We start from the raw sequence: 23,122 nt of genomic DNA, 5'->3' as shown, positions 1-23,122 counted from the left end.
TCACGAGGTGGCCTTCCGGTGCCACGCGGAGGACGCGATCTCGTCCAGCACGCCTTGCTCAGCGCGCAGCGCCGAAGCCTCAAATGCGGCGCCGTGCCGGGTTTCGAGCTTCTCGAGTCCTACTGCGCGGCGCTTGGCTTCGGTATATTCCGCGCGGGCCGCGGCGGCTTCAGCCTCGGCGCTGGCGGACAAGGCGTCAAGCTCGGCCAACATGCTTTGCGCGGACGCCCGGGCGGCCGCGATGGCCAGGAGAGACGCGGAGCTTCCGGCGCCTCCGGCGGACTCTGCCAGTTCCTCCCGGGCGGTGGCTCGGCGGGATCGCAGGGACGCAGACCGGGAGTTGGCACGGGCCAGTCCACTGGCGGCGGCATCCTGCTGCGTCTGGCGCAAACGCAACAACCCGGCCAGGGAGAATTGACGGTTCACGCGGCTCCTTCGAGGCTTGCTGAGAGGCGGAAGAGTTCCGGCCAGGACTCGCTGTACGGGGTGGATTCGTCCATGCTTTGCTGCAGGAACCCGTTGATGGCAGCTTCGTGGTCCAGGGCCGCGTCAACCAAGGGATTGCTGCCACGGTGGTAGGCGCCGACGTCGATCAGGTCCTGGGCGCTGCGCCGCGCGGCGAGGACCCTGCGAAGGGATGCCGCGAGCCCCGTGCGATCGGCCGAGTTGACCTTGGAGGCCACGCGGGACACCGAGCCAAGGACGTCCACCGAGGGAAAGTGCCCCGTGACGGCGAGCTTCCGGTCCAGGACCACGTGTCCGTCGAGGATCGAGCGGGCGGCGTCGGCGATCGGTTCGTTGTGGTCGTCGCCGTCCACCAGCACTGTGTAGATACCGGTCACGGATCCGGTTTCGGCGGTGCCGGCGCGTTCCAGGAGCCGGGCCAGAACGGAGAAGGTCGACGGCGGGTAGCCGCGGGTAGCGGGGGGCTCACCGGCGGAGAGGCCGATTTCGCGCTGGGCCATGGCCACGCGGGTCAGTGAATCCATCATGAGGACGACGTCCTTGCCGGCTTCGCGGAAGGATTCGGCAATCCGGGTGGCAGTGACGGCGGCGCGCAGGCGCATCAGGGCAGGCTCGTCGGACGTGGCAACGACCACCACGGAACGGGCCAGGCCTTCGGGGCCGAGGTCGTCTTCCAAGAACTCGCGAACTTCACGTCCGCGCTCCCCCACCAAGGCAATGACGGACACTTCGGCATCCGTTCCGCGGGCGATCATGGACAACAGCGAGGACTTGCCGACCCCCGAGCCCGCGAACAGCCCCATGCGCTGGCCTCGGCCAAGAGTGGCCAACGTGTCCAGGACGCGGACGCCGGTCTGGAGCGGAGTGTCCACCCGGGCACGGTGCATGGCCGACGGCGCCTCGTTGTCCAAAGGGACCATAGGACTCGCGGGCAACGGGCCTTTGCCATCGATCGGACGCCCGAGCCCATCGAGTACCCGTCCGAAGAGGCCACGGCCGGTGGGGACCAGGATCGGAGCGCCCTTGGAACGGGCCGGGTCTCCCGCGGCCACTCCGGTCAACCGTCCCAGCGGCATGCAGCGGACGGCGCCACTGACCGAGGCGACCACTTCGGCGTCGAGCCCGGGCGCCTCGCCCACCGTCACCAGGTCCCCCACCGCGCAGTCCAGTCCGGAGACCTCAAGGCCAAGGCCGAGGACGGACGTCACGGTACCCACGCGCTGCGGCGCCGCGGCGGCGAGGGCAGCGCGGAAACGGCCTGAGTGCGGCCGGTAGTTGATGCCGCTCATGCGTCTTTCCCCAGCAGGGCTGCCTTGGCCCTGTGCACTGCGGTGCTGAGCCGGGCGTCGAGCCAACCCTGCGGATATTCCGCAATCGCATCGCCCGGGTCCAGGGCGGGATCGGCCTTGAGTTCGACGCCGGCCACATTCCCGACGTCGACGGCGGACAGCGCGGCCAGGTCCGCCGGGTGGAGGCGGACCGTGGTCACCGCTTGCACGTCTGAAACCGTTGCCAGAGCCCGGGTCAACGCGGCGCGGGCGGTACTATCGCCGTCGTTGAGTTCGTAACCCAGAATGGCTTCCGCGAGCTCCATCGCGCTGGCCGCCAGCACGTCCTGCGCTTCCTCCAGCACGGCACCGCGGTGCTGCCGGGACACTGCGGCCGCCGCCTCGAGCACTCGGACAGCTTGCTCCACAGCCAGCTGCCCGGCGTCGAGCATTGCGCGGTGTTCGGCCTCGAATTGTTCGCGAAGGCGGCGCTGTTCCGCGGCCGCAGCCTGGATCCCGGCCGCGTAGCCCGCCGCGTGTCCCTGGGTGTATCCCCGGTCCTCTTTGCGCGACCTCGCGGCCGGTTGGATGTCCGGGAAGATCACCCTCTGGAATTCAGCCTCAGTAGACATAGTCGTCTTCCTCGCCGCGTCGGACCACGATGGCGCCTTCGGCTTCCAGCTCACGGATGGAACGGACAATCTCTGCCCGGGCTTCTTCAACCTGGGAGGCGCGCACCGGCCCGGCGGAAGCCATTTCGGCTTCCAGGATTTCGAGGTTGCGGCCGGACACGTTGGTGCGCACGGCGTCGAGAACCACGGCAGGGGCACCCTTCATGGCGACAGCGAGCACTTCGGCATTGACGCCACGAAGGATCTGCTGGATGTCGCGCCGTTCCAATTTCACGATGTCCACAAAGGTCAGCATCCGGGCGCGCACTTCCGTGGCCAGTTCCGGATCGAGGGTTTCCAGGCCTTCCAGCACGGAACGTTCGGTGTTGACGTCGGAACGGTTGATGATGTCGACGAGGGGCTGGATGCCGCCGACAATCTCGCTCGACTTCCTTTGCGACATGACGGCTCCGGCACGAACCTTGAGCGTCTCGGCCACGATGCCCACGGCCTCCGGCGAAGCCAATCCCATCGTGGCTATGCAGCGGGCCACCTCACTGCGTTGCACGTCGCCCAAGCCGGCCATGACCGCGGAAGCCTTGCCCGGCCGCAAATGCGCCAGGATCAAGGCGATGGTCTGCGGCATCTCGCCGTCGATGAGGGCAAGCAGCTGGCCGGAATCCATCATCTCCAGGAATTCGAAGGACTTCCCGGCCATCGTGGAGGCGAGACGGTCCATGAAACCGGCCGCTTTGTCCGCACCGAAGGACGCTTCCAGGAGCCCGACGGCGAATTCCTGGCCGCCGCGGGCCGTCCGGCGTCCGCTGACCGCAAGGTCGTGGAATTCCGTCATGACGTGGTCTGCCACGGATGAGGAGACGCGGCGCAAGCGTACGATCTCGGCGGCGATGTCCTCGGCCTCGGATTCGGAGAACTGGGTCATGACGGACGCTGCGCTGGTAGGGCTCATCTGCATGAGCACCACCGCCACCTTCTGGGCGCCGGTCAAGCCTCCTACGTCCAGCTCCCCCACCCTCATACGGACTGCCTTTCATCCATGAGCCCGCGCAGGTAATCGGCGGTCCGGGCGGGGTTCTCGGCAACCATGGCTTCAATCTGGGCCCGCCGCCGTTCGCCGTCGAGAGCCTCAGCGCCTGGCATCGGCAACGCCGGGACCGGATGAACCGGCGGCAGTTCGATCGCCGAGGTGGCGGGCGGTCCTTCGATCGCCGGGGTGGAGACCGCTTCAGGCAGCATCTCGTAATCAAGGCGTTCGCCAAGGTCAACCGGTTCGCGGTGCTGCCGGCGCCGCAGGAGGATCAGCACGAGCACGATCAGCGCTACGACTGCCAACAGGATGCTGCCCGCGAGAATGAGCGTGTTCATCAAATCCGACTGTTGCTTGGCGTCGGCTTGCGATTTGGCCGCGCCCAGTGCCTGGGACGCCGCGTCTGCGGCCGAGGTACTGAAGGGCAGCACTTCGACTGTCACCACGTCGCCGCGGGTGGGATCGACGCCGGCCGCGGAAGTAACGAGTGCCTTGACCGAGTTGACGTTGAGTCCGGCCGCCGCCGACTGGTTGATCGCCACCGAGATGGTCTGGCGTTTCACGGCGCCTTGCGGAATGGTGCGGTCTTCGGTGACTTTGTTGACGGCGTTGTTCTTGGTGGTGTCGCTGGAATCGAACGTTCCGTTGCCGTTGGTGCCGCCCGGCACGGCAATGTTGTCCGGGCCAAGGACACCGGAGGCGCCGCCGCCGGTTCCCGTGTACTTCTCGGTCTTGGTGGTCTCGCTGAGCGGAGCGGCATCCTTGGCGGTGGAGAACGTCTCGCTGCGCTGCTGCGCGGACTCGGCGGTCACGTCGGCCGCGACGGCGACGGTGGCGTTGCCCGGTCCCACAACCCTATCGAGTACAGCCTTCACCGAATCGGAGGTGCGCTGTTGGTAGTCGGCGGCTTGCTTGGAGGAGGAGCCCGTGGCTCCGCCTCCCACCGTGGAGAGGACGTTGCCCTGGGAATCCACCACGGTCACGTTCGTTGGCTTCAGGTTTTCGATCGCGGCGGACGTCAAGTGCACGATCGCCTGGACCTTATCGGCGGACAGGGTGATGCCCGGCTGTGTTTCCACGAACACGGATGCCGTCGCGTCCGGAGCCTTGTCAACGAACACCGTTTTGGCCGGAAGGGCCAACTGCACGGCGGCTGTCTTTACGCCGTCCATGGCCTGGATGGTGGTGGCGAGTTCACCCTCGAGCGCGCGTTTGTAGGTAACCGATTGCTGGAATTCGGACGAGGTTACGCCGAGCTTGTCGAGCAGCGAATAGCCGGTGGCCGCGGTCGCCGGAAGACCGGCCGCGGCGGCTTTCAGCCGTTCGTCGTTGACCTTGTCGTCGGGGACGAGGATGGTGGAACCGCCGTTGCTGAGCTCGTACGGGACATTGTCCTTGCGCAGCTGCTCCACGATCCCGTTGGCATCCGTGTCCTTCAAACCGGAGAACAACGGCGAGTAGGACGGCTTGCCCAACCATGCTGACAGGGCCACTCCGCCGAGCACCAGGACGGCGATGCCGATGATGGCGATGGTGCGCTGCCCTGCCGTGAACCCCTTGAATCCATCGCCCATCTTGCGGAAGAAGGCGGCAATCTGTGGAGGCATCAGGCCTGCATCCTCATGGTCTCGTTGAACGCGTCAACGCCCTTGTTCCGCACCGTGGAGACAAGCTCCATGGTGATCTGGGCGCGGGTGGCAGCGATTGTCGCCTTGTGGATATCGTCAAGGTTGCCCGTTACCGCGGACACGGCCAGCTGGTTCGACGTCGACTGCAGTGACTGGAGGTTGTCCACGGCACCAGTCAGCGCCGTCGCAAAGCCGTTGCCGTCCGAAGTTCCCGCGGCTCCGGTTACGTTGCCGGCGCCGCCCAGGTAGCCGGTGCCGGTGACGCCCTGCACGGAAAGTCCCCCGCCGCCTTGAATTGCGCCGATCGGGTCCAAAGCCATCAGGATTTTCCTATCTCAAGCGCTGCCTGGTACGTCTCACGGGCCCGGTCCACCACTTGGGCGTTGGCCTGGTAGCCGCGTTGCGCCACAATCAGGGCACCCATCTGTTCGGCGAGGTCGATGTCCGGGTAACGGACATAGCCTTGGGCATCGGCAAGCGGATGGTCCGGTTGATACACGAGCCTGCCGGTCGCACTGCCTTGCGGAGTGCTCTTGACGTACACGCCGGTTCCATCGCTGCCCTCGGCGGCTTCGATGTAGCGGGCTTGGAACGCCTTGCCGCTGGTGCGGGTGGCGGTATTAATGTTGGCCAGGTTGTCCGAGACTGCATCGAGCCATTTGCGGTGGACAGTCAGGGCGGAGCCGGCAATCCCGATCGCGTCGAAAGTCATCAGCTGGTCCTCATGGCCGTGCGTAGGGCGGTGAATTGTTCGCCGATGGCACGGGAGGCGAACTGGTAGCGCAGGACGGTGTCTACGTTCGAGAGGGTTTCGGTGTCCAGGTTGACGTTGTTGCCGTTGAGTTGGGTGGGTTCCTGGGACGTAGTGACGGAAGCCGTGGCCTGCCCGTCTCCGGCGCTCACCGAGGCCGCAAGCGCGTCTTCGAACTGGACCCTTTTGGCGTGGTAGTTCGGTGTGTTGACGTTGGCGATGTTGTTGGCGATGGTGCGCTGGCGCAATGAGAGCCCGTCCAGGGCGCTACCAAGGGCAACGGAAGTCACTGACTCGAACACGACGGCCTACCTTCGCGAATAGTATGAAGAGGCCGATCCGTGGCCGTGCATCGAGCAATCCCTGCTCAACTTCCACCATCGGCAAGCATGTGGCATCCGTTAGCCGATGAGGGATTGTTTTCAATACTTTCTCTTCAGCCCTGCACATCCAGGAACAGCGGGAGCGCGGAACTTTGGCTGTCCGGGACCGTGCTGAGCGCGTCCAAGTGGGCGAGGGCGTCGTTGCGGACCTTGCCGAGCATCGCCATGGACTCCAGCTGCGCGTCCAGTATCCGGCGTGCTTTGTCCGCCAGCTCCTCAGGCAGCGGCCCGGCCTCGTCCGCGGCGGGCGGATTCCATGCCTCGGGCTCGCCGCCGGAGACGGCCAAGGCGATGTCCGCTTCAAGCCGGTCCAGGATTCCGGACCATGCCTGCATAGGATCAGCCGACACCGAGTGTGCCGTTCGTCCGTGCCGTCCCGGATACCGTCGCCTGGACAGGCAGCTGCGAAGCGGCGTCGTGCCAGCCTTGCCGGAGGGGTTCCAGGAGCACAATGCATTCTTTGGTCCGGTTGACGTCGCGGTAGATGTTTGCGCCGATCATCGCTTCCATCGCGTACTGGTAGATGCTCAGCAGTCCGGATGCCCCGTCCCACACGTCGGTCTTCAGGGTGGAGGACAGCTCGGTGACGATCGACTGGGCATGCAACAGGTTCTCGCTTGCGACACCCCAGTTGGCATTCTCCTGGGCGAACTGGGCGCGGTTCAGGTCCAGGAGCAGCCGGTCATAAAGCATCGTGAGGAGCCTGGCCGGCGGAGCCGACAGGACGGCGTCGTCGTTGTACCGGGAAAGCTGGCTGGCGCGGAGGGCTGTGGAGGTCATGCGTTACGCTCCCTACTTCGTCGAGCTTGAGAGGCCGGCAATCTGGCCGGTGAGCCATGATTGCTGGGCGTTGAGTTGGCCGAGGGCAACTTCCATGGCGTTGTACGTCGTTTGCAGGGTCTGCCGCCTGGAGGCCAAACGCTGGTCCCAGTCGGAGATCTGGCTCCCGAGGTCGGTCACTTCGGATTGTTGCCCCTTGATCAGGGCGGTTACCGAACCACTGAACGGATCGGTAGCGCTGGTTGCTGCGTCGGACACGCGGGATGCAATGGTCTGGAGCGCTGCCTGCGTCCCGGCGGGATCCGAAGCCAAGGACGATTGGAGCTTGGCCGCGTCAAACGTGAAGTTTCCATCCCTGGTGACGTTGATTCCGTATTCGGAGGGAGACTTCCCGTTCACGGGCATGGACACGGCGGAGAAGACTTGGTCGTTGACCGAGCGGACGCCGCTGTTGCCGCTGAAGATGCCGCCACTGGCCGCGGAGGCGCCGTTGGCGTCGGTCGTCTGGGTCACGGCGCTGTAAATGGAGACGAAGCCGAGGACGTCATTGACGGCGTTCACCAGATCCCCGGCCTTCTTGGTGATGCCTGCGGAGTCACTGGCAATGTTCACGGTCACCGGTCCGGCAGTGACGGCGGAGGCCGCCACTGACACCCCGGGAAGCAAATCAGTGAAGGTGTTGGTTCCGGACGTGATTGTCTGCGCTGCCGGAGTCCCCGCATACAGCGTCGCTTTGGCATCCTGGGCGGCCTTGACGACGGCGGCGGAGGGGTCAGCCATCAGGTCGGTCGCGGTGCCCGCGCTCACTTGCGCTGCCGTGCCCTGGTAGACGCTGTACGCTCCAACCGCACCTGAAGTGGCCGCGGTCAGTTGAAGGCGATAGGTTCCGTTGCCTGCCGGGACCTTGACGGCCCGGGCCGGGCCGGACGCCGCGTTGATCGCCGTCACGACGTCGTCAAGGGAGGTGGATGCAGGCGTGATCTCAGTCTTTTTTCCCGTGGAGTCGACGAGCGTCAGGTGTGCCGGTGCACCCGAGCCGTCGGTGGGCCAGTTGCTCATGGCCGCGGTGACGTCCACTTGGCTCTGGGCCAGCTGGGTGACGGTGACGTCGATTGAGCCCGCGGTCGCGGAGGTGGTCGCCGTCGCAGTGATCGACGGGGAAGTCGTGGTGGCGCTAAACAGGTTCAAGGCGTTCACGGCCGAGTCGCCGCTTGCGAGGTCTTTCAGTGACGACAGCTTCGAGTTCAGCGATTGAAGCGTCGAAATCATTGTCTGGTCCGACGCAAGCTTCGTCTTCAGAAGTGTCTGCGGTTGTGCTTCCACCGCCATGAGCGAATCAATGATGGAGGTGGTGTTCAAGCCGCTGGCGAGGCCGTCGATCGAGCTTGCCACGTTTGGTCCTTCCGGATGTGTTGGTTACGTCGGCGGGGTCCGGACGCGAATGGCGGCCAGGGGTGTGTTCCCGTCCTGGCCGCCGTTCGCTGATTACCGGTCAGCTACCGGAAGGTCTTAGCGCAGGAGCGAGAGAACGCCCTGGCCGGACTGGTTGGCCTGGGCCAGCATTGCGGTGCCGGCCTGGGACATGATGTTGGCCTTGGTGTACTTGACCATTTCCGAAGCCATGTCCGTGTCCGTGATGCGGGACTCGGCTGCCTGCAGGTTTTCGCCGGAGACCTGGAGGGTCTTCGTGGCGTGCTCCAGACGGTTCTGGGTTGCACCCAGGTCGGCGCGCTGGGCGGAAACGGCCGCGATGGCCGTGTCAACGGCAGCGATGGTCAGCTGGGCGTTGGCGCTCGTGTCCACCTTGAAGCCTGCAGCACCCGCGGCGCCGGAGAGGCCGGTAGCGCCGGTTCCGACGGCGGTCGCGACGTCGCCGAGGTTGACGGCGATCTTGTCGTTGGCGCTGCCGCCGGTGCCGACCTGGATGTTCAGGGACGCGCCGCTGTTTCCAGCCGCACCCTTAAGCAGATCGATGCCGTTGAACTGAGTGGACTGCGTGAGGCGGTCCAGTTCCTTGCCGAGCGAGTCGCCTTCACCCTTGATCGCCGCACGGGAAGCGGTGTTGTTGGTGTCGTTCGAGCCCTGGACAGCGAGGTCACGCATGCGCTGGAGGATCGAGTGGACTTCGGTCAGTGCACCTTCAGTGGTCTGGATGACCGAGATGCCGTCCTGGGCGTTGCGGGCGGCGACTGCCGAGCCGCTGACCTGGGACTTGAGGCCTTCCGAAATTGCCAGGCCTGCTGCGTCGTCAGCTGCACGGTTGATGCGCAGGCCGCTGGAAAGCTTCTCCATCGACTTGGACACGTCGTTCTGCGTGCGGTTGAGGTTGCCGTAAGCGTTGTTCGCCATCAGGTTTGTGTTGATTGCCATGCCCATGATGTATTCCTCCATGATTGGGTCTGCTGGTACTTCCAGGCCGTCCGTGGCCTGTCACTTCTGGTTATCGGAACGGCGGTCCCCTTTGGTTAGCAAAACGCCGCAGGAAAATTTGCCACAGGCCTCAAGATCCGCCGCGCGTCGCTTGACTGGACAAAGCGAATAAATCATGCATAAACAACGCCTAACGCATGGGCCGCGGCAGCCGATAGTTGTTTTCAGCGCGGCGAAGGCACAGGGGAAGTGTTTTCCCGCGGCAACGCACCCGAAAAACCAACCCGGAACTGGAGTTGACCCGACATGGCCATCCATGAACTGTCGGCCCTGCTGTGGCGAGAACGTGAGCTACTGGATCTGCTGACATTCAAGCTGGAGGAAGAGCAACTGCTCCTCACGGCGGGTAAATCCCGTTGGTTGCCGCATGGCACCCGGGAAGTGGAGCAGGTCCTGGGGCACCTGTCCAAGGCAGGGCTTGCAAGGGCGGTGGAAGTGGCGGCCGTGGCAGAGCAATGGGGGTTGCCTGCCGAGTCTTCACTGGGCGAGCTGGTCACAGCGGCCCCGGAAGAGGCCTGGGCTGATGTCCTGTCCGCGCACCTGAACGCGATGCAGCAGCAAACCGCGGCCATCAAGGAGCTGCGTGATTCGAACGAGCAGTTCCTTCGCGCCGCCGTCCGCTCCACCCAGGAAACCATGGCGGACCTGAAACCGGCGGCCGGGACGTACGACTCCCACGGGCGGACCGGTTCCCAAAGCGGGACAGCAGACTCAACCCCGTCCCGCCTTTTCGACCAGCAATTCTGACCGAAACTCATCAAACGTAGACGGACATGCAAAGGCCGGATCACCTCAAGGCCCGGATCACCCAAAGGACACAGCAGTGAGCACATTCGGCGGACTCAATACGGCCTACCTGGGCCTCACCGCGGCGCAGCAGGGCATCAACGTTGCCGGACAGAACATCGCCAACGCCGGCACTGACGGGTACACCAGGCAGCGGATCGAGCAATCCGCCGTCGGCGCACCCGCGCGCACGGGCCTCTTCACGGCGGGTGCCCAGGCCGGTCAGGGCGTGTCGGTGGACGGAATCGCCCGCCTGGGCAACAGCTTCCTCGATGCCGGGGTTCGCTCCAGCGCGGCCCAGGCCGGTTACGCCGGCTATCGGTCCACCCAACTCCAGCAACTCGAAGGCTCGCTGAGCGAGCCCGGTCCCGCCGGAATATCGACGGCGTTGCAGACCTTCTGGTCCTCGTGGCAGGGAGTCTCCAACCACCCAGGCGAAGCAGCCCCGGCCGGCGTGCTGCTGCAAGCCGGCACCACCGTTGCCAATGCGGTGTCGGCGGGATACAAGGCCTTGGATTCCCAGTGGACCCGGATACGAGGAGAAGCCCAAAGTACCGTCGCAACCCTGAACGATGCCGCAGCCCAGGTGGCCGGCTTCAACGCGACGATCCGTTCCGTCACAGCCTCGGGCGGCTCAGCCAACGAGATCATCGATGCCCGAAACAAGGTGGTTGAAACCATTGCTTCCTTGGCTGGCGGAACTGCCCGGGACAACGCCGACGGCACGGTGGATGTCTTCGTGGGCGGCAACGCCATCGTCTCGGGCACGTCGCACCGCGAGCTCACGCTGGGCGGCCAGGCGAGCATGGGCGCACCGGGCTCGACATTGGCGCTGGGAGGACCCGTCCAGTTGGAATGGGCCGATCGCCCCGGTGTGGCGGTTTCCCTCGACGGCGGAAAACTCGCCGGCGCCGTCTCCCTCCTTGCCCCCGCCACGGCGGGAGGCGCGGGAGGGGCCATCTCCGAGGCCGCCGCTTCCTACAACGCCTTCGCCACCAAACTCATGAACGACGTCAACGCCGTGCACCGCACCGGGCAGTCCACCACCGGCACCTCAAATCTCGATTTCTTCGCAACCACCCCTGGCGCCCCGGCGGCCCTGTCCCTCAGCGTTGTCCCGACGAGCGCCGCGGGAATCGCCACCGGCAGCCCCGGCTCCGGCGCCCTCGATGGCAAAATCGCCGACGCCGTTGCCCAAATCGGCACCGGGCAAGGATCCCCTGATGCCTTGTGGTCCGGAATCGTCACAGGGATCGGCACGACGTCCCAATCGGCACAGCAGCATCAGCAGCTCGCCGATGCGGCGAGCACAGCCGCCGTCGGGCAGCGTTCCTCCGGTGCGTCCGTCAGCCTCGACGAGGAGAACATCAGCCTCCTGAGCAACCAGCACGCCTACCAGGCGGCTGCCCGGGCCATGACGGCCGTGGATGAAGCCCTCGACGTCCTGATCAACCACACCGGATTGGTGGGAAGGTAAGCCATGCTGAACCGTGTAACGAACCAAACGATGTCCGCGGCCGCGCAACTGAACCTGCAGGCCGGGCAGGCCAAGCTCGCCGCGCTGCAGGACAAGGCCAGCAACCTCAAGAACATCACCAGGCCCTCCGACGATCCCGCGGCCACGGCGAACCTGCTCGCCACGAAAAGCCAGCTCAGTGCCGCCGGACAGTATTCGAACAACATCGACGACGGCAATGGTTGGCTGACCACCGCCGATTCCGCCCTCGGGCAGGCCACCAACATCCTCAACCGGGTCCGTGACCTGACGGTCCAGGCTGCCAACGGTTCCCTGAACAGCAACGCCAAGGAGGCGATCGCCGTCGAAATCGAAGGCCTCAACAAGGACCTCCTGGCCCAGGCGAACACGCAGTACCTGGGCCGCAATGTCTTCGCCGGGAGTTCCGATTCCGCCGGCGCGTTCAGCAACGCCACGCCACCGGTCTTCAACGGAACGCCAGGCAGCACAGTGGAACGGCGGATTGACGCGACACAGACGGTGCGGGTAGACGCCGACGGCGGTGCGATCTTCGGTGACGGCGCCGGCTCCGTCTTCGCTTTGGTGAGCAACGTCGTCGCCGATATCCGCTCCGGCGCGGATGTCAGCGGGCGTTTGACGGCGATCGGCGACAAGATCAAGTCGGTTGTCAACGGACGCGCGGACGCCGGTGCCAGGCAGACTAAGCTCATGCGCGCCCAGGACTCCGTCGACGGACTAAAGGCCTCGCTGGACGCACAGCGCTCCGGAATTGAAGACGCAGACATCGGAAAGGTCGTCATGGACTTGAAGCTGCAGGAAACCAACTACCAGGTTGCCCTCGCGGTCACCGCCAAGACGCTCCAGCCCACGCTCATGGATTTCCTGAAATGAGCACCGCACAGGCTTCCCGGGCGTTGAGCTTCACCGCGCCCATGCCCGGGCTTGAAGCGTCCGACGGCTTCGCCTTGCGGGGAATCGACGGCGCCCCCGGGCTCTACGCGATGGAGTCGGCGAGCCCGCGGATCCGGATGTTCCTGGCCGAGGCCGTCGTATACGTTCCGGACTACGCGCCCGCCATCCCCCGCTCGACACTGGACGATCTCGGCCTGGACCGGGCTGAGCTGGCAACCACGTTGGTGGTGGTCAACCCGAGCCCGGAGAAGACCACGGTAAATCTCGCGGCCCCGATCGTGCTGAACCCGGAGACCGGACGCTGCACGCAGCTTCTCCTCGATAGCAAGGAATACCCCCTCCGGGCCGAGCTGAGCGCCTAAGAAGCACGCCTCCCCTGACGCTCGCTCACTTTTGGGTCCCTTCCGGCAGACGCTCGCTCAGATGATCTGAGCGGGCGTCACCGCTTTTGGCCCCATATGTGAGCGAGCGTCCCTTCTTGAGCCGCGGGGAGCCGCGGGGATCCCAGGATCGCGGATCGCTAAACCCGCTGGGCCTCCCCCGACGCTCGCTCACTTTTGGGCCGTTTCCGGCCGACGCTCGCTCACTTTTAGGCCGTTTCCGGCAGACGCTCGCTCAGAAGTTCCACTCCGAACCAAAATTGTTTGGTCAAACCACTTGCGCCAGGGCTTCTCCCCGTCCATACTAAATGAACGTCATTCATTTAGTGACTCCCGTCTCACCGGAGAACAGCCATCATGATCTGCACCACCTACCCGGGCGCCCCAACCTCCCCCGCCCGCCATCAGCTTCGATGACCCCGCAGACGGCTTTCACTGCAACACCCAGCAACAACCTTCGGCCCATCTAGAAAGAGCCAAGCACATGACTCAAATAACCCGCCCAAGCGCCAGGAAAACCGTGGAGGCCCACGATCCCGCCGGCACCGAGCACGGCATCAGCGGCAAAGGACTCAAGACGGGGCAGCTGGGGCTCCTCGCCGTCGTCGTCCTTGGTATTTCTTCCGTGGCGCCCGCGTACAGCCTCACCAGCTCACTGGGCCCGGCGGTCAACGCGGTAGGCCTGCAACTCCCCGCGATCTTCATCGTCGCCTTCATCCCGATGATCCTCGTGGCGTTCGCCTACCGGGAGCTCAACGCAGACTCGCCGGACAGCGGCACCACCTTCACATGGGCAACCAAGGCTTTCGGCCCCTTCATCGGATGGATGGGCGGCTGGGGGCTGCTTGCCGCGAACATCATCGTCCTTTCCAACCTGGCAGGCGTCGCGGTGGACTTCTTCTACCTCTTCCTCGCCCAGGTTTTCGGCAACCCCGATCTTGCCGACCTCACTTCCAACAAAGCCTTGAACATCGCCACGTGCCTGGCCTTCGTGGCACTGGCTGTCTGGGTCAGCTACCGGGGACTTCACGCTACCAAACTCGTGCAGTACGCCATGGTGGGATTCCAGGTAGTGGTCTTGGGCGTGTTCATCGTCATGGCCCTCACCCATGCCTCCTCCGGCGACACCCCGACGGCTATCGCCTTCAGTTGGGACTGGTTCGACCCCACGAAGATCAGCAGCTTTGAGCAGTTCGCTGCCGGCATGTCCCTCGCGGTCTTCGTCTACTGGGGCTGGGACGTTTGCCTGACGGTCAACGAAGAGACCAAGGGCGGCAAGGGTACTGCCGGCAAGGCGGGCACCACGACGGCGATCGCAGTGCTGGGTCTCTACGTCGCCGTAATCGTCGCAACCATGATGGTGGCTGGCGTTGGTGGGGACGGCATCGGGCTCAACAACCCGGACAACCAGTCCAATATCTTCGCCGCGTTGGCGTCCCCTGTGATGGGTCCTTTGGCCATCCTCATGTCTTTGGCCGTACTCGCAGGCACAGCGTCGTCCCTGCAGTCCACTATGGCCTCTCCCGCCCGAAGCCTTCTCGCCATGGGTCACTACGGCGCCCTTCCGCAGAAGTTCTCCTCCGTGAGCAAGCGCTTCGGTTCCCCCGGATTCGCAACCATCATGGCCGGGGCTATCTCCGGCGGGTTCTACGCGATCATGAAGGTTGTCAGCGAGAATGTCCTCAACGACACCATCCTGGCTCTGGGCTTGATGATCTGCTTCTACTACGGAATGACCGCCTTTGCCTGCGCTTGGTACTTCCGGCACAGCGTATTCAGCAGCGTCCGCAACTTCTTCATGCGGCTGCTTTTCCCGGTGATCGGCGGCGTGGTTCTGACCCTCGTCTTCATCCAGACGGCGGTGGACAGCTGGTCCCCCGACTTCGGCAGCGGTTCCGAGATTTTCGGCGTCGGCCTCGTATTCATCATCGGCGTGGGCATCCTGGCCCTCGGAGCGGTGGTCATGGTGATCATGGCCCGCGTCCGTCCCGGCTTCTTCCGCGGCGAAACCCTTCGCAAGGACACACCGGCCCTCGTGGTTCCCGAATAAGCCAGCAACTCTCAGCGTGGCAGAAGCCCTGTTCCGGCATCACCCGGAGCAGGGCTTCTGTTGTAGTTGCTTCACCACATGTGCGCGACGTCGATCACCAGCCGCGATCCCGTTCCCGGACCGGCCAGCGTGAAGACCCTGAAGGGGAGCCGGGCGCGGACACCCAGGCCAAGGCTCGTGTATCCCTCGAAGCTGCCCGCGAAGGCCACTTGCCGGAAAGTCTTGTAGTCCGAGACGTTCGTGAGCTCGTTCTTGTCGGCCGGGTTGTACGTGGCATTGCCGCTGGAACTATAGGCGGGGGCGTTGACCGTGACTTGCAGGAACGCATTGCCCCTCAGCTCGACGGGAAGTCCCGAGCCATCGTGGAGTACTTGTGGAACGTAGCGGATTGAATAGCCGGCAACGGCGCCATTCAGGTCGATCACCAGGCGGTCAAAGCACGGTTGCTGCCCCGTCCGGACATTCACCACTTGCGCTTGGGTCAGCGCGGGGTTTGACTTCGCCAACGATCCCCACGCGATCCCGCAATACGGGGCTGCCGACGCTTCCCCTGGAACCACTAGACCAAGCCCGGCGGCCACTACCAAAGCTGCCAACCACGCGTAAAACCTTCTCACTTGGGCCCACTCCCCTTGAATTCTTGAGCGATCCGATACCTCAAGCGTAGGAGCGTCCGGCCCCTTGAGAGAGCTTCGTATCCGCTTCGGCGCCCAACTGTTAACAGGCTTCGCGAAGGGTCACGAGGACGTGATTCAACGGTCTGCTTTCCGCGGTTTTCCGGGGTTTCGGCGCCGTCTCGCGCCTCTGTTCGTTATCACGGATAACGACGTCGGAGCGCTTGCCGGCATCGATTGCTCCGTAACTGTCGTTTTGAACGCTCAGAACGACAGTTACGGAGCAATCGATGGGCCTACGCATGCAAAAGCCCCGCCCGACTGGTTTGGGGTTGCTGGATTCCAGTCGTGCGAGGCTGATTTGCGTGCGGGGTTTAGCCTTCGCAGTCGCGGCAGTACTTGAGGCCGTTCTTTTCCAGCGCGATCTGCGAGCGGTGACGGACCAGGAAGCACGATGAACACGTAAATTCATCGGACTGCTCCGGGACAACGATGACGGTTAGTTCTTCGCCGGACAGATCGGCGCCCGGAAGATCGATGCCCTCGGCTGTGTCGTTCTCGTCGATGTCGATGACAGCAGTCTGGGCACCGGAGCCGCGCGATGCCTGAAGGGCCTCGAGCGATTCGGCGGGAGACTCTTCTTCGGTCTTGCGTGGGGCGTCGTAATCGGTAGCCATTGGTGTGGTTCACTTTCGTTGCTGCATAGTGCCATTTCAGGCACCTCAGTGAAGCAGTTTAGGGCATAGTACACGCCGTCAACGAATAGTGTGTTCAACAAGACATTTGGCCACGTAAGAACCCCGGAATCCCGGGGGTTTTCGCTACTCTACGACGCGGATTTTCCGCGCTTGGGCGTCGGCAATGGCCACACCGCTGAGCGCCGGGAGCCAACCGTAGCGGGTGGTTTCAGTGGCTCCGGAGGCCCCCAGCTCGGCAGCGTCGTAGAAGTAGGCAGCTTCGATCCAGGCGCTCACCTTGGACATGATGGATACGATCATGCGGCCACGCTATCGAGGCCCGGTTCAAGACCCGTTTCCGCTCTGTCACAGCCGTGTTAAATGATCCTATAGCTCAGTATCCGCGTGCCGCCGTCGTCGTCGCCGTCGTCGGGCGCCGCGTGAATCAGCAGCCCGGATTCATCCGCAGTGACGGTGACAGGGTTGCGGGTGATGACGTGACCGGCGCCGCTGAACACGCCGATGGGCACGTCCCACGTGATTCTTTGCCGCAGCGGTTCCACCAGGGCCAGCCCTCCGAGTTCAAGGACACCACCATCAACCTGCGGCAACAGGGAAATCCCGCTGCACAGCAGAAGTCCCGGACCGAGGAGCTGGGCATCCTGGTAGTCGACGAAGTGGCCAGGGTTCTCCCACTGATCCACCAGCCGGCCTTCCGTGTCCCAGATGTAGAGCTGCCGGGAACCCCAGCTTCCGCCGAACACCAGGTCCAGTCCGGGATCGCGCACGATCCAACCGATGTGGTCCTCCACCCGGAACCGCTCGCGGACCTCGAAGGTGCCCGGATCGATCGTATAGATGGTGCTTCTGCTCGCGGCCCGGTACTCGGCGACGGAAACCCAGACGTGGTCGCCGTCGAAATCGATACCCCCGGGGTGATACGCCGCGTCCTCGCCCACGGGAATATCGCGAAGCAGCCCACCGTCCGGCCCGAGGACGAACACGTGCCCGCTCCCCCGCCCCGGAGTCCGCAGTGCCGGATCCGCCGCGGGGCGCGGCGCATCGAGGATCTCAACGGAGGACAAGAACGTGAGTCCCTTGGCGAAGGCCATGCCCTGCGGGTGGTGGGTCGGAAAGTCGAGGCTGATCTCCCCGACCAGCTTGAAGCAGCTCCGCCGGTCGAGTGCGAAAAGAGCGGCGAGAAGCTCAGTCCCCCGCATCGGCATGGGCCTGCCTCCACAGCTCGTAAAGCTCGGCCGCGTATTCCGGACGGGCCGCAAGGACCCCGCCGGTTTCCGGGAACGTGTCCATCTCGCCTTCGGAATTGAGGACGACGCCACCGGCCTCCTGAACAATGAGCGTCGCCGCCAAGTGGTCGATCGGGCTGAAGCACCCGATGATCGCTCCCGCACCACGCCCGGCAGCTACGCCCACCACCGTCATGGTCGCTGAACCCATAATCCGCATGATGCTGTGCCGCTCGCCCAGCTCCGCGAGCAGTTCCAGCATCCCGGGCCACGGCAAGTGCCCCGCGAGTTCGGTCGCCACCACGGTTCCGGCCAGGGCCGACGTCGGAACTCCCGCGGAAGCCAGCGACAGCGGCTTTCCGTTGAGCCACGCACCGTGACCGGCCCACCCCTCGAAAATCTCGCCACGCCAGGGATCTGCGACGACGGCGACCGCGGGCTTGCGGTCCACGGCCAAGGCAAGCGAGAACGCCGTCCACGGAATCTGGTTTACGTAATTGGTGGTCCCGTCGACGGGGTCAAGGTACCAACACGGTGCGCCGGGCACGGCGACTCCGCCCATTTCCTCGCCAACCACTGTGTGGCCCGGAAGGCGGGCTGCAATCACTTCGCGGACGTGGCGCTCGACGGCGACATCGACTTCCGTGACCAGGTCGGCAGGGTGCGCCTTGGTTGAGACCAGGCCGCGATCGGCGTCGCGCATGTATCCGACGGCCCATTCGGCCAGCTCCATCGCGACTTTCCGGGACTCAAGGACTTCGTCTCCGGCCAGTCCTCCGGGAGCCTGGGCCGAAGTCCATGCCTGTGGGTCTTCGGCGATGGCGCTTTGCAACAGGTCCAGTTGGTTGCTCGTGATCGAGTCTACGCCGAGTCCCAATGCCCAGCGCATGGTTTCCAGGTTGTCCACGGTCCAGCACGCTACTTTGGCTCCCGCGGCGTGGATCTGTTCCACCATGCCCTTGCTGAGGACCACGTGCTCGGAATTGACGAACTCGGGACCCAGTTCGGCCAGCAACTCCTCCGGCGGGGCAGTCCTCTTGCTCCAAGGCAGCCAGATCCGGGCATCCTTATCGAGGGCGCGGATGATCCGCATCCCGTCCAGGTTCCCGCACCAGGCCACCTCGATGCCGCTTTCGCGTACGACGGCGGCAGTCGCCTTCGCGGGGCCGGGCTCGTCCATGTCGATGAGCAAGGTTGACCGGCTGTCGCGAAAGAGCTCAAAGGCTTCGGATAGCAGGGGAATACGTTCCTCACCGGCGCCCAGTTGCCTGATGCGGTCATAGTCGACGTCTGCAACGTCCGCATCGAGGCTCCAGATCCTGAGCAGCGAGGCATCGTGGAGCAGGATCACCTGCCCGTCCTTCGTTACCCGGACGTCCACTTCCACGAGGTCCGCACCCGCGTCGATGGCTGACGCGATGGCGGGCAAGGTGTTCTCCAGATATTTGCTGGAGTCGCCCCGATGGGCCGCGGCCCGGGTCCTTTTGGTGTCGATCGTGTTGCTCACAGTGCGGCACCTGCCTCTCCTACCAGGCGTCCGTCCCGGAAGGTCATGGCCTTGCGGATCCCCGCATATGTCTGTTGGCCGGGCTGCATGAGCTCTCCGCTGACAAAGCTGCGGAGCCGGGCGTCGGCCCTGCGCACGTACACTTCCTGGAAGTGTCCGCGCGGGACCACCCTCTCGACGGTCGCCGGCACAGCACCTGCGAAGGGGGCGTCTGCCAGGATGACGTCCTCGGGCCGGATCCCGAGAATGTCCGGGCCCGCAGTGATGAGTCCGCCGTCGAGCGAGCCTTCCAAGCGATTCATGCTTCCGATGAAGGTAGCGACAAACTCGGTTTCCGGGCGGGCATAGAGCGCTTCCGGGGTGCTGTATTGCTCGATCCGGCCCGCATTCATGACGGCGATGCGGTCCGACATGGACATCGCCTCTTCCTGGTCGTGCGTGACGATGACCGTGGTGATGCCCAGTTCCTGCTGGATCTTGCGGATGTCTTCGCGCACTTTGACACGTAGTTTCGCGTCCAGGTTGCTCAAGGGTTCGTCAAGGAGCAGGAGCTTCGGCTCCTGGACGAGGGCCCTGGCCAATGCCACGCGTTGCTGCTCGCCGCCGGAGATGCGTGCCGGTTTGGAATCCGTGTGGTGCAAAAGGCTGACCAACTCCAGGACGGCTTCCACCCTGCCCTTGATCTCAGCCTTGGACAATTTGCGGAGCTTCAGCGGGAAGCCGACGTTCTTGGCCACGGTCATGTGGGGCCACAGCGCGTAGTTCTGGAACACCATGGCGCTGGGGCGGTTCTCCGCGCCGAGGTGCGAGACCTCCTGGCCTTCCACCTCAATGGAACCGGAGTCCGGCTCCAGGAACCCGGCGATCATGCGCAGCGTCGTTGTCTTGCCGCAGCCGGAGGGCCCCAGCAAGGACACCAGCTCGCCCTCCTTTACCGACAGATCGAGGTTGTCGATGATGGTGCGGCCGCCGAGGATCTTGTGGAGGCCGCGGATGGTCAGGCCACCGCCCGACGCCGGAGTGCCCGGCTTCGTGGGGCTGGCGGGTGATTCAGTCAACGGTTCATGGATTGTCATGGGTTCTCTGTCTGAACATTGAGCGCGATGCGCTATTTGATCTGGAAGCCTTCGGCGAGCTGGCCGCCGAGGATGTGCTTGTGCGCCGCGAGCATGAGGGCCACGGAGGGGATCGCCAGCAGGATCGAGAAGACGGCAGCCACCTGGGTGGGGTAGTTCAGCACCAGGCTGTACATCTGCGTTGGCATGGTCATGAAGGCCGGTGCACCCACCAAATACGTTCCTTGTGCTTCGTCGAAGGACGCCAGGAAGGACATCACGGCCGCGACGACAATCCCGGGCAGGGCCATGGGGAGGGTCACGGAAGCGAACACACGCAATGTGGAGGCTCCGGCGTCGCGGGCTGCTTCCTCAAGGTTCCGCGGCACGGCAGCGAACGCTGCCGCCGGAATCCACGTCATGAACACCACGGTGCCTAGCACGTGCACCACGAGGATTCCCAGCACCGTGTTCATCAGGTTCAAGGCGTAGAAGAGCGCAGCGAGGGTGACGAACAAGCCCATCTTGGGGAAGGCGTTGGTCGCGAACAGGCTGATCAGGAAGAAACGGCGTCCGGGAAAATCAAAGCGGGCGAAGGCGTAGGCGGCGGGCAAGCAGATGATCGAAGACACAAGGACCGTCAGCGGGGCGAAGAACAAGGAGTTCTGCACCGCGATTCCGAGCGCGCCGTCGTTGACCACCACCTGCCACCAGCGCAATGTCCAGTCATCGGGAAGGAGGTTGGGGAAGGTCCAGTTGCCGGCGAAAGCACGAACGCCGAGCCAGAGCAGCGGGCCAAGGATGAAAACGATCATGAGGACCACGAACAGGCCCACCAGCGCACTGCGGACAATCGAGTCCAGCGTGAGCGGCCGGCGGGTGCGGGACCCAACCGGGGATCCGGTAGGGAGAGCCATCAGACTTTCCCCTGTTCCTTGGCGGAACGGAAGTTCGCCCACACGTAGAGCGCGGCGATTCCGGAGGCAATCAGGAAGACAGTGAAAGCCATGACCGCGGACTGCTGTGGCTGGTTGAAGGCAGAGAAGTAGTTGGACATGTCCACTCCGAGCATGTTCGGTGAATTGGGCCCGGTGAAGTACGGGACCGTGAACGATCCAACAATTCCAATGGCCGTAAACGTCGTCGCAATGATGATGGGAACTGCCGCCATCGGAACGATTACCGAAACGATCGTGCGCAAGGACCCGGCACCGGCGTCGCGGGCTGCTTCGATCATGGCGTTCGGCACGGACTGCAGTCCGGAGGAGACCATGAGCACGGCGAAAGGCAGGGAAGTCCAGACCGAGCCGATGATGACCGTGACCATGGTGAAGGCCCACACGGGGAAGTCAAGCCCGAAGAGGGCAAAGACGCTCCGGAGGAAACCGGTGCCGGAGTAGAAGGTCAGGATCGCCCACGAGGCGATGACCACCGGGATGAAGAGCGGCACGATCGCCAGTCCGGAAAGGAGGCGGGCCATTCGACCGCCTTTCAGCTTGAGGTAGAGCCCAATGCCCAAGGCCAGGAAGATGACCGTTGCCGTGCTGACCAGCGTCACGATGACGGTGACCAGGAGGTCCCCGAGGAAACGCTTGTTGGTGAACATCTCCTGGTACGCGGCCAGCGTTCCCCACCAGGCGTCCGCCTCGTGCACGTTCTGGCCAATGGTGGCGATGGTGTGGTTCAACCCGCCGGTCAAGCCAATGCTGAAGCCGAACGCGAGAATGATCGGGAAGCCGACGAAGATCGCGATCAACAGGATCGGCGGCAGTGCCATGAAGAACCCGACGGCGCGCTGGCCCAGGCGCTTGGGGCGCGTGGTACGAGCCGGCGGAACTGTTTGCTGCAGTTCCGCCGGCTTGTGAAGCGTGGTTGTCACTGGCCGGGAACCTTCTGGTCCCAGAGGTTGTTCAGGTCTTTACCCATCTGGTCGAAGTAGCCCTTGCGCAGGTTGTTGGTGTCTGCGTCCTTGAACTTGTCCTTCACATCACCCGGAAGTTTGTCCAGGCTGATGGCCGGGAAACCGGACATCTCCTTGATGATCATGGTCTGCGCGTCCGGCGAGAGGACGAAGTTTGCAAGCTTCAGCGCCGCTTCCTGGCGGGGCGAGGACTTGGGAATGCCCAGGTACGCCGCACCGCCGGTGAAGGACGGGTTGCTGATCTGGGTGGCCTTCACGGTGGACGGGATCTGGCCGTTGGTCAAGCCGGTGATGAACTGGTCAGACCACACCGGAGCCATGGAGATCTGTCCCTTGGCGAGCAGGTCAAGGGTCTGCTGGTTGCCGTTGGGGTAGACGCCGCCCTGGAAGACGGACGAGTTGAGGTCCTTCAACGTCGCGAAGCCCTGGTCCCAGTACTTCTCGAGATCCTTCTCGTAGCCCACCGTCATCTTGGCGCGGGCGTCGGCCGGAACGAACTTGTCCAAAACGGTGGCAACGAATGCACCGCCGGACCCACCGGACTTGGGCGAGTTGTAGGTGAACTTGCCCGGGTTTGCCTTGATCCAGGCGAGCAAATCGTCGAGGGTCTTCGGCGGAGTGGCAACCGTCTTGGTGTCATATGCGAGGAGCACCGCGGAGCCGCGGTACGGGATGCCACCGGTGCCGCCGGCCTTGATGACGTCCTGCGGGACATCGTTCAATGCCGGAATGGTCTGGGAACTCACGGAGGTCAGCAGATTGGCTGCGGAAGCCTTGGAAACGAAGCCGCCATCGACGAGGTCGAAGTCAGGTTCCTTGTTCTGCTCCGTGGCGCTGGTCAGTTTCGCCAGGGTCTGGGAATCGTGCTCGCCGTGCAGATCGAGGGTGACCTTCACGTTGTAGCCGGGGTTGGCCTTTTGGAAGGCGGGAACAAGGCTCTTTTCCCACAGGTTCTGGACGTTCGTGTCCCCGCTGATGAAAACGGTGATCGTCTTGTCCGGGGATGCGCTGGCGCCATTGTTCTGGGCCGTTGCGGTGCTGCTTTGAGCGCAGCCGGTCACAGCGGTGGCTGCAACAACGGCGACGGCGGCCGCTGCTAGAAAGCGGTTGGTCATGGTGTTCCTTCATCTTG

At 64.2% G+C, this 23,122-nt stretch carries 26 protein-coding genes; 5 read left to right on the top strand and 21 right to left on the bottom strand.

Annotation, left to right across the window (positions count from 1 at the left end; translation table 11 throughout):
- The 12 genes from AC3WJU_RS08610 to AC3WJU_RS08555 all read right to left on the bottom strand — a co-directional run bounded on the left by AC3WJU_RS08610 (position 1) and on the right by AC3WJU_RS08555 (position 9,310).
- On the bottom strand, positions 1-426 hold the full coding sequence (locus tag AC3WJU_RS08610; RefSeq protein ID WP_284989482.1) for a flagellar FliJ family protein: 426 nt from the start codon (positions 424-426) through the stop codon (positions 1-3).
- The gene (locus tag AC3WJU_RS08605; RefSeq protein WP_492259650.1) at positions 423-1,754 is read right to left on the bottom strand and encodes a FliI/YscN family ATPase; all 1,332 of its coding nucleotides are present in this window, start codon (positions 1,752-1,754) and stop codon (positions 423-425) included. The genes AC3WJU_RS08610 and AC3WJU_RS08605 overlap by 4 nt, the downstream gene beginning before the upstream one ends.
- On the bottom strand, positions 1,751-2,365 hold the full coding sequence (locus AC3WJU_RS08600) for a FliH/SctL family protein (RefSeq protein WP_492259649.1): 615 nt from the start codon (positions 2,363-2,365) through the stop codon (positions 1,751-1,753). The genes AC3WJU_RS08605 and AC3WJU_RS08600 overlap by 4 nt, the downstream gene beginning before the upstream one ends.
- Positions 2,355-3,383 (bottom strand): flagellar motor switch protein FliG, encoded by a 1,029-nt coding sequence (fliG, locus tag AC3WJU_RS08595; protein ID WP_284989479.1) that lies wholly within the window; start codon positions 3,381-3,383, stop codon positions 2,355-2,357. The genes AC3WJU_RS08600 and fliG overlap by 11 nt, the downstream gene beginning before the upstream one ends.
- Positions 3,380-4,999 carry a flagellar basal-body MS-ring/collar protein FliF gene (gene fliF / locus AC3WJU_RS08590; RefSeq protein ID WP_492259648.1) on the bottom strand — a complete coding sequence of 540 codons (1,620 nt, stop codon included), beginning with the start codon at positions 4,997-4,999 and terminating at the stop codon, positions 3,380-3,382. The genes fliG and fliF overlap by 4 nt, the downstream gene beginning before the upstream one ends.
- Entirely contained in the window at positions 4,999-5,340 is a 342-nt protein-coding gene (fliE, locus tag AC3WJU_RS08585) for a flagellar hook-basal body complex protein FliE (protein WP_492259647.1), read from the bottom strand. The genes fliF and fliE overlap by 1 nt, the downstream gene beginning before the upstream one ends.
- Complete coding sequence (locus tag AC3WJU_RS08580) at positions 5,340-5,732, bottom strand: flagellar basal body rod protein FlgC (protein WP_059388252.1); 393 nt, start codon at positions 5,730-5,732, stop codon at positions 5,340-5,342. The genes fliE and AC3WJU_RS08580 overlap by 1 nt, the downstream gene beginning before the upstream one ends.
- Positions 5,732-6,073, bottom strand: a complete 342-nt coding sequence (locus AC3WJU_RS08575; RefSeq protein WP_492259646.1) for a flagellar basal body rod protein FlgB — start codon at positions 6,071-6,073, stop codon at positions 5,732-5,734. The genes AC3WJU_RS08580 and AC3WJU_RS08575 overlap by 1 nt, the downstream gene beginning before the upstream one ends.
- 134 nt (positions 6,074-6,207) lie before the next feature.
- Positions 6,208-6,504 (bottom strand): hypothetical protein, encoded by a 297-nt coding sequence (locus AC3WJU_RS08570; protein WP_492259645.1) that lies wholly within the window; start codon positions 6,502-6,504, stop codon positions 6,208-6,210.
- Positions 6,494-6,934: a flagellar export chaperone FliS gene (gene fliS / locus AC3WJU_RS08565; protein WP_234751449.1), complete on the bottom strand. Its 441-nt coding sequence runs from the start codon at positions 6,932-6,934 to the stop codon at positions 6,494-6,496. Before fliS ends, AC3WJU_RS08570 begins: the two co-directional genes overlap by 11 nt.
- Before the next feature lie 12 nt (positions 6,935-6,946).
- Positions 6,947-8,326 carry a flagellar filament capping protein FliD gene (gene fliD / locus AC3WJU_RS08560; protein ID WP_492259644.1) on the bottom strand — a complete coding sequence of 460 codons (1,380 nt, stop codon included), beginning with the start codon at positions 8,324-8,326 and terminating at the stop codon, positions 6,947-6,949.
- 117 nt (positions 8,327-8,443) lie between these two features.
- Positions 8,444-9,310, bottom strand: a complete 867-nt coding sequence (locus AC3WJU_RS08555; RefSeq protein ID WP_284989473.1) for a flagellin N-terminal helical domain-containing protein — start codon at positions 9,308-9,310, stop codon at positions 8,444-8,446.
- A gap of 300 nt (positions 9,311-9,610) precedes the next feature.
- On the opposite strand from AC3WJU_RS08555, the gene AC3WJU_RS08550 reads away from it, so the two are divergent.
- From AC3WJU_RS08550 to AC3WJU_RS08530, 5 genes are all read left to right on the top strand, one after another.
- Complete coding sequence (locus AC3WJU_RS08550) at positions 9,611-10,111, top strand: flagellar protein FlgN (RefSeq protein WP_284989472.1); 501 nt, start codon at positions 9,611-9,613, stop codon at positions 10,109-10,111.
- A gap of 76 nt (positions 10,112-10,187) precedes the next feature.
- Positions 10,188-11,627: a flagellar hook-associated protein FlgK gene (flgK, locus tag AC3WJU_RS08545; RefSeq protein WP_492259643.1), complete on the top strand. Its 1,440-nt coding sequence runs from the start codon at positions 10,188-10,190 to the stop codon at positions 11,625-11,627.
- Between the two features lie 3 nt (positions 11,628-11,630).
- Positions 11,631-12,518, top strand: coding sequence for a flagellar hook-associated protein FlgL (gene flgL, locus AC3WJU_RS08540; protein ID WP_492259642.1), 888 nt, complete (start codon positions 11,631-11,633; stop codon positions 12,516-12,518).
- Complete coding sequence (locus tag AC3WJU_RS08535) at positions 12,515-12,901, top strand: flagellar assembly protein FliW (protein ID WP_307052715.1); 387 nt, start codon at positions 12,515-12,517, stop codon at positions 12,899-12,901. Before flgL ends, AC3WJU_RS08535 begins: the two co-directional genes overlap by 4 nt.
- A 502-nt stretch (positions 12,902-13,403) precedes the next feature.
- The gene (locus AC3WJU_RS08530; RefSeq protein WP_284989468.1) at positions 13,404-14,969 is read left to right on the top strand and encodes an APC family permease; all 1,566 of its coding nucleotides are present in this window, start codon (positions 13,404-13,406) and stop codon (positions 14,967-14,969) included.
- A 71-nt stretch (positions 14,970-15,040) separates the two neighbouring features.
- On the opposite strand, the gene AC3WJU_RS08525 is transcribed toward AC3WJU_RS08530, so the two are convergent.
- The 9 genes from AC3WJU_RS08525 to AC3WJU_RS08485 form a co-directional block, all read right to left on the bottom strand.
- Positions 15,041-15,586, bottom strand: a complete 546-nt coding sequence (locus tag AC3WJU_RS08525) for an AMIN-like domain-containing (lipo)protein (RefSeq protein WP_284989467.1) — start codon at positions 15,584-15,586, stop codon at positions 15,041-15,043.
- A gap of 371 nt (positions 15,587-15,957) precedes the next feature.
- Positions 15,958-16,260: a DUF4193 domain-containing protein gene (locus tag AC3WJU_RS08520; RefSeq protein WP_059388261.1), complete on the bottom strand. Its 303-nt coding sequence runs from the start codon at positions 16,258-16,260 to the stop codon at positions 15,958-15,960.
- Between the two features lie 144 nt (positions 16,261-16,404).
- Positions 16,405-16,581 carry a hypothetical protein gene (locus AC3WJU_RS08515; protein ID WP_172465532.1) on the bottom strand — a complete coding sequence of 59 codons (177 nt, stop codon included), beginning with the start codon at positions 16,579-16,581 and terminating at the stop codon, positions 16,405-16,407.
- Positions 16,582-16,637: 56 nt separating this feature from the next.
- Complete coding sequence (locus AC3WJU_RS08510) at positions 16,638-17,486, bottom strand: DUF6454 family protein (RefSeq protein ID WP_492259641.1); 849 nt, start codon at positions 17,484-17,486, stop codon at positions 16,638-16,640.
- Positions 17,467-19,014 (bottom strand): inositol monophosphatase family protein, encoded by a 1,548-nt coding sequence (locus AC3WJU_RS08505; RefSeq protein WP_492259640.1) that lies wholly within the window; start codon positions 19,012-19,014, stop codon positions 17,467-17,469. The genes AC3WJU_RS08510 and AC3WJU_RS08505 overlap by 20 nt, the downstream gene beginning before the upstream one ends.
- Entirely contained in the window at positions 19,011-20,090 is a 1,080-nt protein-coding gene (locus tag AC3WJU_RS08500) for an ABC transporter ATP-binding protein (RefSeq protein WP_059388265.1), read from the bottom strand. The genes AC3WJU_RS08505 and AC3WJU_RS08500 overlap by 4 nt, the downstream gene beginning before the upstream one ends.
- Positions 20,091-20,122: 32 nt before the next feature.
- Positions 20,123-20,986, bottom strand: a complete 864-nt coding sequence (locus tag AC3WJU_RS08495; RefSeq protein WP_492259639.1) for an ABC transporter permease — start codon at positions 20,984-20,986, stop codon at positions 20,123-20,125.
- The gene (locus AC3WJU_RS08490; RefSeq protein WP_253257217.1) at positions 20,986-21,948 is read right to left on the bottom strand and encodes an ABC transporter permease; all 963 of its coding nucleotides are present in this window, start codon (positions 21,946-21,948) and stop codon (positions 20,986-20,988) included. Before AC3WJU_RS08490 ends, AC3WJU_RS08495 begins: the two co-directional genes overlap by 1 nt.
- A complete protein-coding gene (locus tag AC3WJU_RS08485; protein ID WP_306963814.1) occupies positions 21,945-23,105 on the bottom strand; it encodes an extracellular solute-binding protein in 1,161 nt (386 codons plus the stop codon). Before AC3WJU_RS08485 ends, AC3WJU_RS08490 begins: the two co-directional genes overlap by 4 nt.
- Positions 23,106-23,122: the final 17 nt, after the last annotated feature.

Source organism: Arthrobacter sp. FW306-1B-F12A (assembly GCF_058781865.1).
The sequence above is the reverse complement of the archived record's forward strand: the minus strand, read 5'-3'. Positions and strand labels throughout refer to the sequence as shown.

What these genes read in the sequence shown, in the direction of transcription:
- AC3WJU_RS08605 (WP_492259650.1), bottom strand. Translation starts at nt 1,754, where the DNA reads ATGAGCGGCATCAACTACCGGCCGCACTCAGGCCGTTTCCGCGCTGCC.
- AC3WJU_RS08600 (WP_492259649.1), bottom strand. Translation starts at nt 2,365, where the DNA reads ATGTCTACTGAGGCTGAATTCCAGAGGGTGATCTTCCCGGACATCCAA.
- fliG (WP_284989479.1), bottom strand. Translation starts at nt 3,383, where the DNA reads ATGAGGGTGGGGGAGCTGGACGTAGGAGGCTTGACCGGCGCCCAGAAG.
- fliF (WP_492259648.1), bottom strand. Translation starts at nt 4,999, where the DNA reads ATGCCTCCACAGATTGCCGCCTTCTTCCGCAAGATGGGCGATGGATTC.
- fliE (WP_492259647.1), bottom strand. Translation starts at nt 5,340, where the DNA reads ATGGCTTTGGACCCGATCGGCGCAATTCAAGGCGGCGGGGGACTTTCC.
- AC3WJU_RS08580 (WP_059388252.1), bottom strand. Translation starts at nt 5,732, where the DNA reads ATGACTTTCGACGCGATCGGGATTGCCGGCTCCGCCCTGACTGTCCAC.
- fliS (WP_234751449.1), bottom strand. Translation starts at nt 6,934, where the DNA reads ATGACCTCCACAGCCCTCCGCGCCAGCCAGCTTTCCCGGTACAACGAC.
- AC3WJU_RS08555 (WP_284989473.1), bottom strand. Translation starts at nt 9,310, where the DNA reads ATGGGCATGGCAATCAACACAAACCTGATGGCGAACAACGCTTACGGC.
- AC3WJU_RS08550 (WP_284989472.1), top strand. Translation starts at nt 9,611, where the DNA reads ATGGCCATCCATGAACTGTCGGCCCTGCTGTGGCGAGAACGTGAGCTA.
- flgL (WP_492259642.1), top strand. Translation starts at nt 11,631, where the DNA reads ATGCTGAACCGTGTAACGAACCAAACGATGTCCGCGGCCGCGCAACTG.
- AC3WJU_RS08535 (WP_307052715.1), top strand. Translation starts at nt 12,515, where the DNA reads ATGAGCACCGCACAGGCTTCCCGGGCGTTGAGCTTCACCGCGCCCATG.
- AC3WJU_RS08530 (WP_284989468.1), top strand. Translation starts at nt 13,404, where the DNA reads ATGACTCAAATAACCCGCCCAAGCGCCAGGAAAACCGTGGAGGCCCAC.
- AC3WJU_RS08520 (WP_059388261.1), bottom strand. Translation starts at nt 16,260, where the DNA reads ATGGCTACCGATTACGACGCCCCACGCAAGACCGAAGAAGAGTCTCCC.
- AC3WJU_RS08515 (WP_172465532.1), bottom strand. Translation starts at nt 16,581, where the DNA reads ATGATCGTATCCATCATGTCCAAGGTGAGCGCCTGGATCGAAGCTGCC.
- AC3WJU_RS08510 (WP_492259641.1), bottom strand. Translation starts at nt 17,486, where the DNA reads ATGCCGATGCGGGGGACTGAGCTTCTCGCCGCTCTTTTCGCACTCGAC.
- AC3WJU_RS08500 (WP_059388265.1), bottom strand. Translation starts at nt 20,090, where the DNA reads ATGACAATCCATGAACCGTTGACTGAATCACCCGCCAGCCCCACGAAG.
- AC3WJU_RS08495 (WP_492259639.1), bottom strand. Translation starts at nt 20,986, where the DNA reads ATGGCTCTCCCTACCGGATCCCCGGTTGGGTCCCGCACCCGCCGGCCG.
- AC3WJU_RS08485 (WP_306963814.1), bottom strand. Translation starts at nt 23,105, where the DNA reads ATGACCAACCGCTTTCTAGCAGCGGCCGCCGTCGCCGTTGTTGCAGCC.